The sequence below is a fragment of the Mesorhizobium sp. P2_C5_2 genome, from assembly GCF_056404535.1.
On sequence record NZ_JBFUDV010000006.1, the window covers coordinates 15,040 to 32,586 of the forward strand.

Genomic DNA, 17,547 nt, shown 5'->3' on the forward strand with positions numbered 1-17,547 from the left:
CCTGTTTCAGCGCTTGAGGCCGAGTTCGCCGAGGATCTGGCCAATCCGCTCCTCGGATTTGGCGCGGACATCCGCGAACGCGACCGGCTTGGAATGCGGCATCGACCAGATCGGCTGCAGGCCGGTGGCTGCCTTGTCGGCGAGCGCGCCGTGTTTCTTGACCCAGCCCTGGAAGAGCTTCTTGTTCGCCGCACCGTGCTTCTCGTCATTGGCCAGCATGTGGATGAGGTCGATGGTGTTGGCGAGGTTGCGCTCGTAATCGGCCTCGGCGGCCGAGATCACCGCCGGCGTAATGAAGTCGTGGTTGGCGGCGGCGATCTGCATCAGGAAGCCTGAGCGGAATACCTCGCCGACCAGCGGTTCGAAGACGATGTTGATGGCGAAATACTGCTCAAGATAATCGGTCGCGCCCATGATGGTTTCGACCGCTTCGCGCGTGCCTTGCCAGTTCTTGTCGTCGAGCCAGGCCTTCTTGCCGAGCTCATCGTCCCAGCCGGGAAGGTCCATGCCGATCTCGGCAAGGTAGAGCGTGATGTCCTGGGCAAGCCTGAGTTTGTAGGACGAGTTGGTCAGCGTCGCGTTGTTGATCATCTGGGTGTAGCCGTAACGCTGCGCCTGCATCAGCGATGTGCCGAGGCCGAACTCGGCATGCTTCCAGGCGCCGAGCTGTGTCTGCAGGATCTTGACCCAGGCCTTGTCGAATGTCTTCGGCGCCCCGGACTTGCGCGCATTGTTGATGACGCTCTGCACCATCGTCTCGATCTTCGACTGGCGCTGGTAATGCGTGCGTTCCCATTCCTGGTCGGGGGCGCGGAAGGCATGCCAGTTGGAACTCTGGGCGGCAGTGTTCTGCTTGACATAGGCGCCCTTGCCGTCGGCGAAGGAGATGATCCAGTTCTGGATCAAATAGCGTTCCGGATCGGGCTGCACGTCCACCGTCATGTCCTCATAGTGGGTGGCACGCTGGCCTTTCGGCTCGAAATACCGGTATTTCCGGCTGTCGGAGTCGGCGAAGATCGCAGCACCGGCGGCTCCGGATCCGACTGAACTCGAGGTTGCAGGCATAGTCTCTCTCCCTTGTTGCAGTTGTGGTTGGCTTGCGCGATACCGCCCTCAATGGGCCGGCGTTGCACCTGCCGATGTGGTGAACTTGTCGAAGAAGATCCGCTCCGTTTCGAAGCCGTTCATGAACAGCACCGGCTGCAGCGCATCGATCATCGGCGGCGGGCCACAGGCATGGACATCGCCCTGCCCGTCGACCGCGAGTTGCTTGAGCATGGCGTCGACGCTCTGGTGAACGAAGCCGCGTTCGCCCTGCCATTCGGCGTCGTCATTGGCGTGCGACAGCACGGGAATGAAGGTGACGTCGGAATGATTGCCGACCAGCTCGGCGATCCTGTCGAGGTAGAACAGGTCGTTGCGGGTGCGGGCGCCGTAGAAGAAATACACGGGACGCTTCTCACCGCTCTTCAGATGGTCGTTGAGGATCGACCAGATCGGCGACATGCCCGATCCGGCGCCGACCAGGATCAGGGGTCCTTGCCGTTCGTCGCGGCGGAAACAGGTTCCGTAGGGTCCGACGACGGTGACTTCGGCTCCGGCCCTGATGCCTCCGGAATCGAGTTCGCCTGAGAACTTTCCTTCAGGGTATTTTTTGATGATGAAGGAGAGTTTCTGGGTTTGGTCCGGCGTATTTGCCATGGAGAACGAGCGCGTAATCGTCTCCCCTTTTTGCGTGGTAACCGTGATGTCGACATATTGCCCCGCCCAGAACTTCATTGGGGAGCCGAGTTCGATCTCGATGCCGCGAATGTCGTGGGTCAGCTGCTCGATGCGAGCAATCCGGCCCTTGTACGTTTTCACGGCGATCGCTTTCGCCAAAATCTCCTCGTCGTAGTTGAGAAGCTCGACTTCCAGATCGGAGTAGGCGATGCAACGGCACAACAGGACGTGGCCGCTTTCCTTCTCCATGTCGTTCAGCGCGAAGGTCGAGTATTTCAGCATGTCGACTTCGCCTTCGAGCAACACGCTTTTGCAGGCCGAGCATTGCCCCTCCTTGCAGCCGTGCGGCAGGGCGATGCCCTGGCGAAATGCGGCGTTGAGCACCGTTTCGCCATTCTCGACCTCGAATTCGACGCCGACCGGGCTGAGCCTGACCGTGTGGGTTTCCGACATACGGACCTCCAGTGAAAAGAAGGGCGGGACGAACCCGCCCCCCTTTTGGCCTGATCAGTTGCAGGGGTTGATGGTGAAGCCGGCCCGGTACTCCGCCAGGTGCTTCTCACGGTCCGCGGGCGACATGCCACGCAGCGCGTTGAGCGGCGATCCGAGCGTGTTGCCGTGCACATCGTCGAGCGTCCACATCTCCTTGTCGTCGAAGCGCAGATGCGGCTGGGGAACCAGTGTCTTGCCGTCGGAGCGGACGAAGTTCAGGTCCTTGATGGCATCGGCCAGATCCCAGCCGTCATAGAGCGTCTCCCACTCGCGCTTGCCGCTGAAGCGGCCCATGGCGGGCGTCGCACGGCCCTCATACTCGTCGTTGAAGGCGACCATCGTGGTCCAGCGGTCGAGTTCGTGGGCGAAGGTGTAGAGTTCGCCGTTGATCTCGCCGACCACCATGTCCTCGCGGATCAGGCAGGGAACGAGGCACGACCAGCAGCGGTGCGGGTAGACGTAGCCGACGTCGCTGTTGAACAGCAGCACCTTCTCGCCCTTGTGGCTGAGCTTGGCGTACCATTTCCAGAACTCGCCGAACTCGGCGTACCAGCCTGGATACTTGTGCTCGAACCACTCGAAGTCCTTGTCGGTCTGGGCTTCGATGCGCCAGAAATTGACCGGCCAGCCGACCGCGAAGAACTGCCCGACCTTGTGGACGTAATTCTTCTTGGTGATGCGCTCCCAGGCCGCCTGGACATCGTCGTGATGGACCTTGATGCCGTATTTCTCGAGCGGCAGCATGTAGGTGCGGTAGTAGTCCTCATAGATCCAGCGGTGCCACATTTCCGCGTAGGATTCCTTGTTCTTGTCGCGGTTGGTGGTGCCGTATTCGATGAAGGTGCCGATGGCCGCATCGACGATGGCGTGGTTCTGCCAGAAGGCGTAGCGCAGGTCGCGCTCGAGCAAGAGATGGTTCTCCGGCTCCTTGAGCGCCGCCATCAGCAGCGAGTGGCCGTTGCCGATATGCCGGCTCTCGTCGGATTGCACCGACAGGAAGACGGTCGGCAGCGCGTAGTCGCCGTTGCGGGCGGCCTCCGAAGGCATGGCGACGAACAGTGTGTTGGTGAAGGCGGTCTCGGCGACCACCGTCAGGTACATGCAGGCGGCGGTCATCGTATCGCCAGTGATGAAACCTTCCGCGAACTGCCGGCCGATGGTGGTGGCGTAGCATTTTCCGAAGGCTTCCTCGGTGATGTCGAAGCCGGCCGGATCGATGTAGTTTTCCATGTACCATTTCTTCAAATTCATCTGGATCGTCGAGTGACGGAACTCGTCGATCATCTGCATGGTGAAGCCGGTCCGGAGTTCTTCGCCGGGTGCAATGCGGGCGACCATCGCCATCGAGCGGGCGGCGGAGATTTCCGGGAAGGGAATGATAGCCAGGAACAGCTTCATCCACTCGACCCAGCGCGGCTCGACGTTGCGGAACATGTCACCGCGCAATGCGGCATCGAGCGCACCGTAGACACGGTTGTCCTTCTCTTCCTGCATCGGGAAGTAGGATCGCAACACCTGCTTCATCGGGTCGCGCGGCGTCTTGTTGATCTTGTAGTCGGTCGGGAATGTCATCGCTTCCTGCACGTAGGAAGGATTCCAGCCGAGATCGGCGATCTTCTTGGTCGCCTCGCCGACGGAAATTCCGCGTTGCGAGGTAATCTTGTTGAGCGTCAGAGACGTCATGGTCATAAGCCTCCACCAGGTTTGAGCCGCAGGTCCCTTGACCCCGGCATGAAGCGGCAAAGCACCGCCAGTGAGAATGCGATCGGCATGACAAAGCGTTGCGCGTCGAGGCACGACTCGAGGTCCGGCCGTTCAAGTGGATCGGGGCAAAGGTTTCGAGGCGTCTGGCAGGGATCCGCGACGCCTACCGCATGTGCGATGGGCGTATCGAAGCGGTTCTGCTTCCTCCGTTCCTTCGTTCTTTTGGCACCGCGTCAAGCGCGATGGGCTTCTTATGAAAATGAACAAAGCAAGCGTCGTGCCAGTTTTAAAATAGCGCTCATGGCCGGCATTCAAAACAAGACCGTCGCCCTTTCGGCAAGCGATCCGACGCTCAACTGTAACGTTCTTTTACAGTTGTAACTTACGCCTGTAATATTTACCGTATATTCGCACATGCAATATATCTAGTTAGCAATCGCAGCAAAATATCAAAAACCATATTATCTGTTTAACTCTTTGTCTTTCTCTATTATTTGAAGGCGACGGCCCTTGGGGCCAGCCTGGCACTGGAGAAAGACAATGCCGAACGACAGGGGCGCAAGCGAGCCAACCGGACCAATGTCCAGCCATGCCGATGGCGTTACCGGCGACCTGGTCAAGCTGATGCCCCGCGATCTGGTGTTTGTCATGCGCTTCATGGGCGAGAGCCAGCACCGCCTGCAGAGCCATTTCCAGGACTTCATCCGGGCCGAGCTTGCCGCCGGCGGCGTCACCACGGAGACGCATCCGATGATCCATCTGTTCATCGAAAGCCATGCCATCCTGTTGCGCGACTTCGTGTTTTCAGGCGTTTCACTGACGCGTCAGTTCCGTGTCGACGAGATCGAGCGCCTGACCGGCGACACGACATCGATGATCCGTGTCGACATCTGGGACCAGCTCAAGAGCCATATCGAAACGGCCGAAAAACAGTTCCAGTCGCAGGCCGGCACATTGCCCAAACTGCTGTCGGCTTTTGAAAAACCGCCTTGGCTTTTGGGAAGCGAAAAATGACCGAAGGATCCGAAACGGCCAGGCGCGACGCGCTGCTTGCTCACCGGCTCGATCTCGTCGCCAGCGTCTCCGCCCTCACCGCGGAAGCGATGCGGCTCAACCAGAAACGCGCCGGCATCGAAATGGACCTGCTGCGCCTGGAGTTGGAGATCGGCAGAAGCGGCGCCAATGCGCAACTGGTGCGGGACTTGCATGAGGCTGAGCAGAGCATGACGGCAATCGTGCAGGCATGCGCGGCTTGTGAGGATCGCATCATAGCTGTCGAAGCCGACATCGAGGAGCTTGATCGCCGGCTCGTCGCAACGGCGAACAAGAACTGACGGGAGAGAGAACATGAACCAGCAGACGATGCAGAGCCTGACCTTGTTCGACCTCCTGGCCCGCAGCTGGCAGCGACCGTCGGCGATCGCCGATCTGCGCTTCAGCACCGACGGTACGGCTGTCGCCTTCACCTCGGTGGACGGAACCGTCGCCATAGCCACGGTCGCGGATCACGAGCCTCCGGAATCGCGGCTCAGGGTGAGCCATGATCTCGGGCAGACGACGATCCGCCCCAGGGAGAAGCCACCAGTGCCGCTGATCGCCACAGCGGCATTCGGAGATGGCGATGTTCCGATCGCCGCCCACGCGCATTCCGGCTTTCTGGTCGGCGCGGCCAGCGGCGACGTGCAGCATCTGACCGCCGGCGGTGAAATCGAGGCCTCCCTGGTCAAGATCGATGGACCGATCCTGGCCATCGACCACAGCACAAGGACGGACACGACAGCCGTCAGCAATGGGCATGATGTCTTTCTCTCGCGTGGCCAAGGCGATGCCGTGCAACTGGGACGCGGTGTGACATTGTCAACAGATGCCCTCGCCTTCTCGCCAGGCGGGCGGCGCCTCGCCTGCGGCGTTGGTGAAAGGCTGTCGATCTGGGCGGTCGAAGGCGATGCAGCCTTGATACACGATATCTCCCTTCCAGCGCGACCGGTGTCGATCCGCTGGAGCAGCGATGGCACATGGTTGGCCTGCGGGCTCGAAACAGGAGGCTTTGCGCTGGTCAGCCTGGCCGATGGCCGAACGGACGTCGTCGCGGGATTTCCATCACCGGTTCGGACAATGTGCTGGAGCCAACCCGCGGATGCGCTGTTTGCCTCGGGCGCCTTCCGGATCGCCGGCTGGTCGATGACGGCGCCGCCGGTTGGCGGCGAAACCTCCGGCGCGCTGGAGACAGGCCGCGCCGGGCTGGTTCTTGTCGAGGCGGTGGCGGCACACCCGGAAAAGAAGCTGATTGCGGCGGGCTATGCCAATGGACGCATCATAGTCGCTCAGACCGGCAGCCGGGACGAGCTGCTGGTCAGGCCGCTGGGCAGCGCGGTCACCGCGCTTGCATGGTCCGGCGATGGACGACACCTGGCCGCGGGCGCCGTTGACGGCACCGCCGCGATCGTCACCTTCCCCGGGCAGATGTTCAAATAGCGGACGCAGCCGACATGAAACAGGAGGATGAAATGCAGGCCGAACTCACCGCCGAGGACAAGAGCAAGGACGAATTTTTCGAACGGCTGGCCGAGCTTTCGGAAGAAATGGTGGCCAAGCATGGCAAGGATTTCAGCATGGGCGCGCTGGTACTTGCCGCCCGCTGGATCGCTGAAAATCGCGTTGGCAAGCTGAAGACCAACTAGATCGACGAGACGGTCCGTTCCTCGGGCGACCCGCAGCTATTCTGCAGCCTGAACCCGATTGACCTGGATGATAGCCCTGATCTCAGCCCGGCAGGAACCGCAATTGGTGCCCGCTTTCAGGGCGCCGCCGATGGCATCTACGGTCGTGCAGCCGGCCGCCGCGGCCGTCGCGATCTGGTTGGCCCCGACGCCGTAACAGGTGCAGACGATCGCGCCGGCATCTGGCCGTTCGGCTCCAGCGCGACCGGCGACGATGCGGAATCGTTCGCGCTGGCCATGGTGGTTCTCCTCAAGCTGTTCCGCCGCCCATCCGCGCGACACGGCGACCGGGCCGGGCGCGACGAACAGTGCTCCCGATAAGCGATCAGCGTCGAAGGCAGCGATGCGATGCTGGCCGGCGTCGCGATCGTGGTAGGCAAGAATTTCGGCCCCGGGTGGCGTGCCGAACAACGAACTGGCGAATGCGGCCCAGTCGATGTCGTCATCGGCAAAGGCCAGTTCCACCCGCCAACCGCTCCGGCATTTGGCCACGGCCCAGTAGCTTGCGGCAATCGCCACTGGCAGTTGTTGCATTACCGCGAAACCGAAGGCCTTTGCGGAGAATTTCTCGATGCGGGCGGCCACATGTTTCAGCGCCGGCTGGCCAGAAATCGGGTCGGTCAGCGGGGCGGTCAGCACATCAAGCCGGCCTCTTGCAGCGAACTGATCGGTCCAGTGCATCGGCGCAAACAGGCTGCCCTGGCGCTGGCGTGCTGTCACCAGCGCGCGCACCAGCACATCGCCGCGCGGGCTGGAAATGCGCACGATGTCGGCGTCGCTGATGCCATGATGCCCGGCATCCGCCGGGTGGATTTCGACGAAAGGCTCGGCGATGTGCTGGGACAGCCGCGGGCTTTTGCCTGTGCGCGTCATGGTGTGCCAATGGTCACGGACGCGGCCGGTGTTGAGGATCAGCGGATAGTTCGGGCTGGTGCGTGTCTCGACGGTTGGGCGGATAGCGATGAAGCGCGCCTTGCGGTCGGGTGTGTAGAAATTACCGTCGGCGAAGAAGCGGATGCTGGAAGGGTTACATCCAGCCAGAGTGTCCCTTTCTTGTCGACTCGGCGCCGGCCACTGGAACGGGGCCAATTCTCTATACCCCGCCGCATCGATCCCGGCATAAGCTCCTATATCGAAATCGCGCGCGCCATCATTCTCGAAACCCGATAGCTCGGCATGTTCTGCGAAGATTTTCGCCAGCGACGAATAAGAAAACGCTTCGCCAAAACCCATCCGTTTGCCGACCTCGGCGACAATCCACCAGTCGGGTCGCGCGTCTCCGGGCAGGTTCAGGAACGCACGCTGGCGCGAGATGCGGCGCTCGGAATTGGTGACGGTGCCGTCCTTCTCGCCCCAGGCGGCGGCCGGCAGCCGGACATGGGCGTGGCGGATCGTGTCGGTCTTGGCCAACACGTCCGACACCACGACGAATGGGCAAGCCTTGATAGCAGCTTCGACGGCATCGGCGTCCGGCATCGAATCGACCGGGTTGGTGGCCATGATCCACAGCGCCTTGATGCGTCCGTCAGCAAGCGCCTGAAACATCTCGACCGCCTTCAAACCGGGCTTTTGCACAACGGCCGGCGCCTTCCAGAAACGCTGCACGCCGTCACGGTGCTCCGGGTCTTCGATCTCCATATGGGCGGCCAGCATGTTGGCCATGCCGCCGACCTCGCGGCCGCCCATGGCGTTGGGCTGGCCGGTCACCGAAAACGGCCCTGCTCCTGGCTTGCCGATGCGGCCGGTGGCGAGATGGCAGTTGATGATGGCGTTGACCTTGTCGGTGCCTTGCGATGACTGGTTCACCCCCTGGCTGTAGACGGTCACTGTCTTCGCGGTGGCGGCAAACAGGCTGTAGAAGCGGCCGAGCTCGTCTTCGCTGAGGCCCGTGGCCGTGGCGACGCCGGCAAGGTCGAGTGCCGAGGCGGCGAAAAGCGCTTGTCCGAAGCCAGTCGTGTGCGCGGTGATATAGGCGCGGTCCAGCGCATTATGCTGGCCAAGCCAGGCGAGCAGCCCAGTGAACAAAGCGGTGTCGCCATCCGGCGCGATCGCCAGATGCAGGTCGGCGATGTCAGCGGTCATGGTGCGGCGCGGATCGATCAGCACGATCTTCATGTCGGGCCGCTTTTCCCGGGCAGCCGCGATACGCTGGTAAAGCACGGGATGGCACCAGGCGAGGTTGGAGCCGACCAGCACGATCAAGTCGGCGAGCTCAAGATCCTCGTAGGTTCCCGGCACGGTGTCGGAGCCGAAGGCGCGGCGGTGGCCGGCCACCGATGAGGCCATGCAGAGGCGCGAATTGGTGTCGATGTTGGCCGAGCCGATGAAGCCCTTCATCAGCTTGTTGGCGACATAGTAGTCTTCGGTCAGCAACTGGCCGGAGACATAGAAGGCGACCGAGTCCGTGCCATGCTCGGCGATGGTTTGCGAGAAGGTCGAAGCGACGAGATCGAGCGCCTCGTCCCAGCCGGCACGGCGGCCGCCGATCTCCGGATGGAGCAGCCGGCCGTCAAGATCGATGGTTTCGGCGAGTGCCGAACCCTTCGAGCAAAGCCGGCCGAAATTCGCAGGGTGATCGGGGTCGCCGCGGACGCTGACTTCACCGTCCGCGGCGACCTTCGCCAGCACGCCGCAGCCCACCCCGCAATAGGGGCAGGTGGTCCTCACCTCGCGCGCTGCGTCGATTTCCATGGGTTCAAGCCGCGCGGCTGGCCAGCGCTTCCAGCGCTATGAACAGATGCTCGCCTTCGATCCTGACCGGAATGGTTCGCACCACGCCCTCATCCGCGCCGAGCGCCTTGCCGGTCTCCAGCGAAATCACCCAGTTGTGCAAGGGACAGGTCACCGCCGTGCCGTGGACGATGCCCTGACTCAGCGGCCCGCCCTTGTGCGGGCAGTGATCATCGATGGCATAGACCTGATCGTCCTGGGTGCGGAAGACCGCGACCTTGCCTTCCGGCGTGGCGACACAGCGCGCGCCGCGGCGGGGAATGTCTGAGAGGGAGCCGATCGATACCCAGTTCATCTCCATCACTCCGCCGCCTGCGCAAACCCGACCGAAGCCATCGGCCTGAATTCGTGCTTGTCCTTGCCGGAGACGCGTTCCGACCACGGGTCGACCTGGGCGAATTTCTGGCTGAAGACGAAGCGCTCGTAATAGGCTTTGCGCTTCTCGCCATCATCCATGATCTGGCGCTTGATCTCGGGAATGCCGATGCGCTTTGCCCATTTGTAGATGCGTTCGAGATAGCGGCCCTGCTCGCGATACATCTGCGTCAGCGCCACGATATGCTCCAGCGCCTCGTCTTCTGTCCTGACCATGCCGAGCACCTCGGTGCCCTTGATGTCGAGGCCGGCGGCACCGGCGAAATGGATCTCGTAACCACTGTCGACGCAGATGACGCCGACATCCTTGCAGGTCGCCTCGGCGCAGTTTCGCGGACAGCCCGACACCGCCATCTTGACCTTGGCCGGGGTCCACGAGCCCCACATGAATTTCTCGATGCGGATGCCGAGCCCGGTCGAATCCTGCGTGCCGAAGCGGCACCAGTCGGAGCCGACGCAAGTCTTCACGGTGCGCAACCCCTTGGCATAGGCATGGCCGGAGACGAAACCGGCCTGGCCGAGATCGGCCCACACCGCCGGCAGATCCTCCTTGCGGATGCCCAGCATATCGATGCGCTGTCCGCCGGTGACCTTGACCATCGGTATTTCGAACTTGTCGACGACGTCGGCGATGGCGCGCAGTTCCGCGGCATTGGTGACGCCGCCCCACATGCGCGGCACAACCGAATAGGTGCCGTCCTTCTGGATGTTGGCGTGGACGCGCTCGTTGATGAAGCGTGACTGGTAGTCGTCGGCATAATCATCCGGCCAATCGCAGACGAGGTAATAGTTGAGCGCCGGCCGGCATTTGGCGCAGCCGCAGGAGGTCGTCCATTCCAGCTCTTGCATGACGGCCGGAATGGTCTTCAGGCTCTTGGCGATGATCAGCCGGCGCACCTCGTCATGGCCAAGCGTGGTGCAGCCGCACATCGGCTGTACGGCGGCCGGATTGTATTTGTCGCCGATGGTCAGCACCATCAGCTTCTCGACCAGCCCGGTGCAGGAACCACAGGAGGCGGACGCCTTGGTGTGGGCGCGCACGTCGTCTAGCGAGGTCAGGCCTTTGCCTGAAATCGCACCTGTGATCTTGCCCTTGCAGACGCCGTTGCAGCCGCAGATTTCCGCATCATCCGGCAAGGCTGCAACGGCCGCCATAGGGTCCAGCGGGGCACCCCCCTGGTAGGACTGGCCGAAGATGAGCGTGTCGCGCATTTCGGATATGTCGGTCTGCTTCTTCTTCAGGTCGTTGAACCAGGTGCCGTCCGCCGTCTCGCCGTAGAGCACGGTGCCGATGATACGGTCGTCCTTGAGCACCAGGCGCTTGTAGACGCCGGCCGCGGCGTCGCGCAGCACGATCTCCTGGCGGTCCTCGCCCTCGGCAAAGTCACCCAGCGAGAACAGGTCGATGCCGGTGACCTTGAGCTTGGTAGGCGTGTCCATGTGGACGAAGGCGGCTGCCTCGTCGCCAGCAAGCTGGCGTGCCGCAACGCGCGCCATCTCGTAGAGCGGCGCCACCAGCCCGTAGACCTGTCCATTGACCTCGGCGCATTCGCCGAGCGCGTAGATGTCAGGATCGTTGCTGCGCATGCCGGCGTCGACGACAATGCCGCGATTGACGGCAATGCCGGCCTGCTTGGCCAACGCCGAATTCGGCCTTATGCCGACCGCCATGACTACCAGCGTGGCCGGGATGACCATGCCGTCGGCGAGCTCTACCTGCCCGACCTTGCCGTTGCCGGTGATCGCCTTTGTGTTGGCCTTGGTGATGACCTTGATGCCGCGCTGCTCGACGGCGCGCTGCAAGAGATAGCCTGCCGCCGGATCGAGTTGGCGCTCCATCAGCGTCGGCATGACATGCAGCACGGTGACGTCCATGCCTTGCGAATTGAGGCCGGCCGCCGCCTCCAGCCCGAGCAGGCCACCACCGATGACCACGGCCTTGGCCCGCGATTGCGCGGCGAGCATCATCGCCTGCACGTCGTCGAGGTCGCGATAGGTCAACACGCCCGGCAGATCATGGCCGGGAACCGGAATGATGAACGGCACCGAGCCGGTGGCGATGACGAGCTTGTCGTATGGCTCGGTGACACCGTGATCGGAGGTGACGGTCTTCGCCTCGCGGTCGATGGCGACGATCTTGTGACCCTTGTAGAGGGTGATGTTGTTGGCGATGTACCAGCCGTCGCCGTGGATGATGATTTCCTCAAAAGCCTTTTCGCCCGACAGCACCGGCGACAGCATGATGCGGTCGTAATTGACCCGCGGTTCGGCGTTGAAGATGGTGACGGTGTAGCGGCCCGGCGCCTGTTCCAGCAGATGCTCCAGCATGCGCCCGGGGGCCATGCCGTTGCCGATGATGACGAGTTTTTCGCTCATGATGCTACTCCGCGGCTTCGACGAAGCGGTGGCGTTCGTAGAGGAACTTCAGCACCGCCTCGCGGCAGCGCAGGAAGGTGCGATCGGACGAGAGCTCGACGCGTCGACGTGGCCGCGCTAGCGGTACCGCAAGCACCTCGCCGATGGTCGCCGCCGGACCGTTGGTCATCATGACAATGCGGTCGGACAACAGCACCGCCTCGTCGACATCGTGAGTGATCATGATCGTTGTCGAGCCAAGCCTGGAATGGATGTCCATCACCGCGTCCTGCAGATGGGCGCGCGTCAGCGCGTCGAGCGCCCCGAATGGCTCGTCGAGCAACAGTATCTTCGGCTCCATGGCGAGCGCCCGGGCAATGCCGACGCGCTGCTTCATGCCGCCCGATATTTCGGCCGGCCGCTTGTCCCTGGCATGCGCCATCTGCACCAGGTCGAGATTGCGCATGATCCATTCATGCCGTTCGGCTCTGCTCTTCGTACGACCAAAGACTTTCGACACCGCCAAGCTGATGTTCTCGTAGACGGTCAGCCATGGCAGCAGCGAATGGTTCTGGAACACCACAGCGCGCTCGGGTCCGGGGCTGTCGACCTCCTTGTCCTGAAGCAGCACGGCACCGGCGGAGACCCTGGTCAGTCCGGCGATCAGGTTGAGCAAGGTCGACTTGCCGCAGCCGGAATGACCGATGATCGAGACGAATTCGCCCTTGTCGATGGTCAGCCTGATGTCCTTCAGCACTTCGCTGACCTGACTGCCGCGGGTAAAGGATTTGTCGATATGGTCGAGTTTCAGATAGGCGGTCATCACCCTCTCCTCACTTTGCCGTTGTGCCGCGGGTGACGAAGGCGCCGACCGCCGCGACCAGACGGTCGAGGCAGAAGCCGGTGACGCCGATATAGGCGAGCGCGACGATGATGTCGGGCAGCCGCGACGAGTTCCATGCGTCCCAGATGAAGAAGCCGATGCCGACGCCGCCGGTCAGCATTTCGGCGGCGACGATGGCGAGCCAGGACAGGCCGATGCCGATTCTGAGGCCGGTGAAGATGTAGGGCGCGGCGGCCGGCACCATGATCTTGACGAAGAATTCGAACTGGTTGAGCCGCAGGATGCGCGAGACGTTGCGATAATCCTGCGGGATGTTGCGCACACCGACGGCGGTATTGATGATGATCGGCCAGATCGAGGTGATGAAGATAACGAACAGCGCCGATGGGCTGGAATCGCGGAAAGCAGCCAGCGACAGCGGCAGCCATGCCAGCGGCGGCACGGTGCGCAGGATCTGGAACACCGGATCGAGGCCACGCATCGCCCAGATCGACTGGCCGACCAGCGCGCCGAGTGCAACGCCGACGATCGCCGCCAGGCCAAAGCCGATGGCGACGCGCTGCAGCGAGATCAGCACCCGCCAGGCAAGGCCGATATCCTGCGGGCCATTGTTGAAGAACGGATGGGCGATCAGATCATAAGCCTCGTTCCACACCTGGCTCGGCGGCGGCAGGCTGGCGGTCGGCGACGAGCAGGCGATCTGCCAGACGACCAGCATGAGGGCGATGACGATGACCGGCGGCACCAGGGCGGTGGCAAGACTGCCGGCGATCGCGATTGGATCGAAGCGGCGCCGCGCCTTGGCGGTGAAGGCAATCACCGCGGCCGGCTTGGCGGGCGTGGGAAATGCCTTCACCTTGGTGTCCTCAATAGTCTGGATCGACATGTCTGGGGAAGCTCCCTGGGTATCTCTGGCGACAAGCGGCTGACGCCGCTTGCGCCGGGGTCGGAGTTGAGAGCGACAACGGCGCGAAGCGCCGTTGCGAGGGCGACAAACGGCGCCTTGGGCACCGTTTGCGCCGGCCTAGGCCGACGCCTTGATCTTCAGGCTGTCGAGATAGGCCGACGGGTTGGCCGGATCGAAGATCTTGCCGTCGAAGAAGGTCTCGACGCCGCGCGACGACGACGCCGGAATATCGGCCGCCGCAACGCCGAGATCCTTCGCCGCTTCGCGCCACAAATCCTCGCGGTTGACCTGATCGACCAGCGCCTTGATGTCGGTGGTCGGCGCGAATTTTCCCCAACGGATGTTTTCAGCGAGGAACCAGCTGTCGTGGCTCTTGTAGGGATAGGAGACGCCACCCTTCCAGAATTTCATGTAGAGATCGGTGCCGGAGGCGACGCGGCCGTTGCCGTAGTTGATGTCGCCCTTGAGGCGGCCGATGATGTCAGCGACAGGCACGTTCATCCATTGCCGCTTGCCGATGATGGCGGCCATCTCGTCCTTGTTCTCCATGGCTTCGCACCATTGCTGCGCTTCCATGACGGCCATAAGGATCGCCTTGGTGGCGTTCGGATATTTGTCGATGAATTCGGCGCGCAGGCCGAGCGCCTTTTCGGGATGGCCCTTCCACAGTTCGCCGGTGGTGGCGGCAGTGAAACCGACGCCCTGGTGGACGAGTTGCTCGTTCCATGGCTCGCCGACACAGAAGACATCCATGTTGCCGACCTTCATGTTGGCCACCATCTGCGGCGGCGGCACGACGATGGTCGAGACGTCCTTGTCGGGATCGATGCCGCCGGCGGCCAGCCAGTAGCGCAACCACAAATCGTGGGTGCCGCCCGGAAAAGTCATGGCGGCCTTGATCTCCTTGCCGGCCGCTTTCTTGGCGGCGAAGGCGTCCTTCAGCTTGGAGGCATCGAGGCCGACACCAGTGCCGGCGTATTCCTGCGCGACCGAGATGCCCTGGCAGTCGTAGTTGAGCCGCGCCACGATCGCCATCGGCATCGGCTGGTTGTTCTGCGTCACCTTGCCGGTGTGCATCAGGTAGGGCAGCGGCGTCAGGATGTGGGCACCGTCAATGCCGTTGGCCGCGCCGCCAAGCATCAGATTGTCGCGCGTCGCGCCCCAGGAAGCCTGCTTGAGCACCTCGACATCGGGCATGCCGTATTTTGCGAACAGCCCCTTCTCCTTGGCGATCATCAGCGGTGCCGCATCGGTCAGCGCGATGAAGCCGAGCTTGGCGCCGGTGACTTCCGGAGCGGTCGTGGCGGCATACGCACCCGAGGGGAAGAGCTTGCGAGCCGCGACGAACAGACCTGCGGTCATGGCACTGCTGACAAGAAAATCGCGACGCGTCACATCCTTGAGCGATGTTCCCGTCCCGATCCATTTCTCTATCGTTTCTTTCATCGTGATCTCCGGTTGAACGCGAGGGCGCCTTCGATTGACCCAAAACAAAAAAGCCGCCGTCCAAGCCTCGCGCATCCGTACATCCGGGATCGCGTTTTGACCTGAGCGGCAGCTTTGCCTGTGGCGCCCGCCATTGGACGCCTGTTCCGTGACCCGCGAAGGGCCTGGCTATTTCAAAGCAGGAACCGTGCCAGTTTGTGAGAATATGAAAAACATCAATTAAATCAGCACAATACGCCAGCTACCGAGGTGCCAGGCTATATGGCAAGCAGGTCAAAGATTGTTCATTAGAGCAATCGCACGCACATTTTTTGTGCAATGCACAAGAATGGCGCGAAAATGATCAGGCTCGGATCAGGCCTGATTTCTGACTGGCGATATAGGCATCGATCTCATCGGGGTCGAAGATCTGGCCGTCGAAGAAGCCGTCCGGCCCGAGCACCAGGCCTGCCCCGGTCGCACCGACCGCCGTCGCGATCTTCAGCGCGCCCTCGACCTTCGCATTGGCACCGGGAAGCGCGACACCAAGCGGCTTTAGCGCCGAGCGGTAGAGGTCGGGACGGTAGCAGTCTCGGGCAATAGCGAGGTTTTCCGGCGTGTGCGCCACATGCCCCCAGCGCACCATCTGCGTGTAGAACCATAGCGCGTGGCTCTTCCACGGAAAATTTGCCGCCTTGTCGAAGGGCAGGAAGAAGTCGTCGACATCCAGCTCGGCGCCGCCGCCCAATTGGAGGTGACCGGTCAGGATCGGCATCTGGACAGCGGGCGGCAGACCGAGGAAGCAAGCTTGAGCCATCACACCAGCCAATTCGGCGTGGTTGCCCGGATCCTGGCACCAGCGCGCCGAGTGATGCAGCGCGCGCAAGAGCGCCGCCAGCGCCCCGGGGGACTGCTCGGCCCAGGCTTTGCGCACACCGATCACCTTCTCCGGGCTATTGCGCCACAGCAGCGCCTTGACGGTGACGATATGGCCGGTGCCGGCAGCGACAGAGGCGCTGTTCCAGGGCTCGCCGACGCAGTAGCCGTCGATCCGCCCTGCGGCCAGCGCATCGGCCATGAAGGGCGGCGGCACGATGACGATCTCGATCTCGCGCTCGGGATCGATGCCGCACCCGGCGAGCCAGTAACGCAGTTCGTAATTGTGCCCCGAATGCGGGTGCACCACGGCAAAGCGCAGCGGATCGCCACCGGCCCCGGCGCGCTCGCGAATGAGCGCACGAAGGGCGGCACCGGCGCGCGCCGGATCGAGATCGGGTGCTGCCCCATTCGCCGCCATGCCAGCCCAGACGGCGTTGGAGATGGTGACGCAATTGCCGCCGAGCCCAAGCGAAAACGGCACGATGGTCTCTGAAGCGAGCGGCGTCAGCCCGAGATTGCAGGCGAGCGGCATCGGTCCCAGCATATGCGCCAGATGGAAGTGGCCGATGGCGATGCGGTCGCGGATGTTGGCCCAGGAGGTCTCGCGGTGCAGTGTGAGATCTATGCCTTCGCGTGTAGCAAAGCCAAGCTCGCCGGCCGCAACCAGCACGGCGCTGTCGAACAGCGGCATAAAGCCGGCGGTGATCTGGTGCTCGGCGTCCATGCTCATTCTTCCTCCGACGGCCCGAGCAACCCGGCAGCGGTCACCAGGCTCTGGGCAATGTCGCTGATCTTGCGGTTCTGGTTCATCGCCGTCTTGCGCAGCAGCGTGTAGGCGGCCTCTTCCGTCAGGCCGCGCGACTTCATCAATATGCCCTTGGCGCGATCGATGACCTTGCGGCTCTCAAGCTCGCCGCGAACCTCTTCCAGTTCGCGCGCCATGCGCCAGAAAGCGTTGAAGCGGCTGACCGCCATGTCGAGGATCGGCTTGACGCGTTCCTGTCTGAGACCATCGACGACATAGGCCGAAACGCCGGCATCGACGGCTGCCTCGATCGAGGCCTGGTCCGAGCGGTCGACGAACATGGCGATCGGCCGCTTCACCGCGCGCGACAGCTGGAACATGTTTTCCAGCATGTCTCGGTTCGGGTTTTCGAGATCAATGACGATAACGTCCGGCTCGATCTCGGCGATGCGCCGTGCAATGCCGGTCACGTCGTGGACAACGGTGACGCGCTCATGGCCGGCCTCGCGCAAACCGGCCTCGATGATCGCGGCGCGGATGCGGTTTTCGTCGATCACCAGGACGGCTAAGGAAGATCGGACCATGCCCGGCATTCTGCTTAAGCAGAAAAAATTGTGCAATGCGGCATCGTGCGATCAGTTGGATCAAA

General features: G+C 62.5%; 15 protein-coding genes. 4 read left to right on the forward strand and 11 right to left on the reverse strand.

Annotation, left to right across the window (positions count from 1 at the left end; translation table 11 throughout):
- Positions 1-6 precede the first annotated feature (6 nt).
- Genes AC1D1B_RS23815 through AC1D1B_RS23825 form a run of 3 tightly spaced genes read right to left on the reverse strand, consistent with a single transcriptional unit; the run spans position 7 to position 3,903 of the window.
- A complete protein-coding gene (locus AC1D1B_RS23815) occupies positions 7-1,065 on the reverse strand; it encodes an aromatic/alkene monooxygenase hydroxylase subunit beta (protein ID WP_477334931.1) in 1,059 nt (352 codons plus the stop codon).
- A 48-nt stretch (positions 1,066-1,113) separates the two neighbouring features.
- Positions 1,114-2,175 (reverse strand): 2Fe-2S iron-sulfur cluster-binding protein, encoded by a 1,062-nt coding sequence (locus tag AC1D1B_RS23820; protein ID WP_477267631.1) that lies wholly within the window; start codon positions 2,173-2,175, stop codon positions 1,114-1,116.
- Positions 2,176-2,229: 54 nt separating this feature from the next.
- Positions 2,230-3,903: an aromatic/alkene/methane monooxygenase hydroxylase/oxygenase subunit alpha gene (locus AC1D1B_RS23825; RefSeq protein ID WP_477334933.1), complete on the reverse strand. Its 1,674-nt coding sequence runs from the start codon at positions 3,901-3,903 to the stop codon at positions 2,230-2,232.
- 555 nt (positions 3,904-4,458) lie between these two features.
- Here AC1D1B_RS23825 and AC1D1B_RS23830 point away from each other — a divergent pair.
- The 4 genes from AC1D1B_RS23830 to AC1D1B_RS23845 are packed head-to-tail and all read left to right on the forward strand — an operon-like array spanning position 4,459 to position 6,599.
- A complete protein-coding gene (locus AC1D1B_RS23830; protein WP_477334935.1) occupies positions 4,459-4,932 on the forward strand; it encodes a hypothetical protein in 474 nt (157 codons plus the stop codon).
- Positions 4,929-5,252 (forward strand): hypothetical protein, encoded by a 324-nt coding sequence (locus AC1D1B_RS23835; RefSeq protein WP_477334937.1) that lies wholly within the window; start codon positions 4,929-4,931, stop codon positions 5,250-5,252. Before AC1D1B_RS23830 ends, AC1D1B_RS23835 begins: the two co-directional genes overlap by 4 nt.
- A gap of 13 nt (positions 5,253-5,265) precedes the next feature.
- Positions 5,266-6,393 carry a WD40 repeat domain-containing protein gene (locus AC1D1B_RS23840; RefSeq protein WP_477334939.1) on the forward strand — a complete coding sequence of 376 codons (1,128 nt, stop codon included), beginning with the start codon at positions 5,266-5,268 and terminating at the stop codon, positions 6,391-6,393.
- A 14-nt stretch (positions 6,394-6,407) separates the two neighbouring features.
- Complete coding sequence (locus AC1D1B_RS23845; RefSeq protein ID WP_477334941.1) at positions 6,408-6,599, forward strand: hypothetical protein; 192 nt, start codon at positions 6,408-6,410, stop codon at positions 6,597-6,599.
- Between the two features lie 36 nt (positions 6,600-6,635).
- Here the strand turns inward: AC1D1B_RS23845 and AC1D1B_RS23850 are convergent, their stop codons facing one another.
- The 8 genes from AC1D1B_RS23850 to AC1D1B_RS23885 form a co-directional block, all read right to left on the reverse strand.
- Positions 6,636-9,329, reverse strand: a complete 2,694-nt coding sequence (locus AC1D1B_RS23850; RefSeq protein WP_477334943.1) for a molybdopterin-dependent oxidoreductase — start codon at positions 9,327-9,329, stop codon at positions 6,636-6,638.
- 4 nt (positions 9,330-9,333) lie between these two features.
- Complete coding sequence (gene nirD / locus AC1D1B_RS23855; RefSeq protein ID WP_477334945.1) at positions 9,334-9,663, reverse strand: nitrite reductase small subunit NirD; 330 nt, start codon at positions 9,661-9,663, stop codon at positions 9,334-9,336.
- Positions 9,664-9,668: 5 nt separating this feature from the next.
- Positions 9,669-12,119 carry a nitrite reductase large subunit NirB gene (gene nirB, locus AC1D1B_RS23860; RefSeq protein WP_477334947.1) on the reverse strand — a complete coding sequence of 817 codons (2,451 nt, stop codon included), beginning with the start codon at positions 12,117-12,119 and terminating at the stop codon, positions 9,669-9,671.
- Between the two features lie 4 nt (positions 12,120-12,123).
- Entirely contained in the window at positions 12,124-12,921 is a 798-nt protein-coding gene (locus AC1D1B_RS23865) for an ABC transporter ATP-binding protein (RefSeq protein ID WP_477334949.1), read from the reverse strand.
- A gap of 10 nt (positions 12,922-12,931) precedes the next feature.
- Positions 12,932-13,828, reverse strand: coding sequence for a nitrate ABC transporter permease (ntrB, locus tag AC1D1B_RS23870; protein WP_477334951.1), 897 nt, complete (start codon positions 13,826-13,828; stop codon positions 12,932-12,934).
- Between the two features lie 138 nt (positions 13,829-13,966).
- Positions 13,967-15,295: a CmpA/NrtA family ABC transporter substrate-binding protein gene (locus tag AC1D1B_RS23875; RefSeq protein WP_477334953.1), complete on the reverse strand. Its 1,329-nt coding sequence runs from the start codon at positions 15,293-15,295 to the stop codon at positions 13,967-13,969.
- Between the two features lie 343 nt (positions 15,296-15,638).
- Complete coding sequence (locus AC1D1B_RS23880) at positions 15,639-16,877, reverse strand: CmpA/NrtA family ABC transporter substrate-binding protein (RefSeq protein WP_477335402.1); 1,239 nt, start codon at positions 16,875-16,877, stop codon at positions 15,639-15,641.
- 2 nt (positions 16,878-16,879) lie between these two features.
- The gene (locus AC1D1B_RS23885; protein ID WP_477334955.1) at positions 16,880-17,482 is read right to left on the reverse strand and encodes an ANTAR domain-containing response regulator; all 603 of its coding nucleotides are present in this window, start codon (positions 17,480-17,482) and stop codon (positions 16,880-16,882) included.
- Positions 17,483-17,547 lie beyond the last annotated feature (65 nt).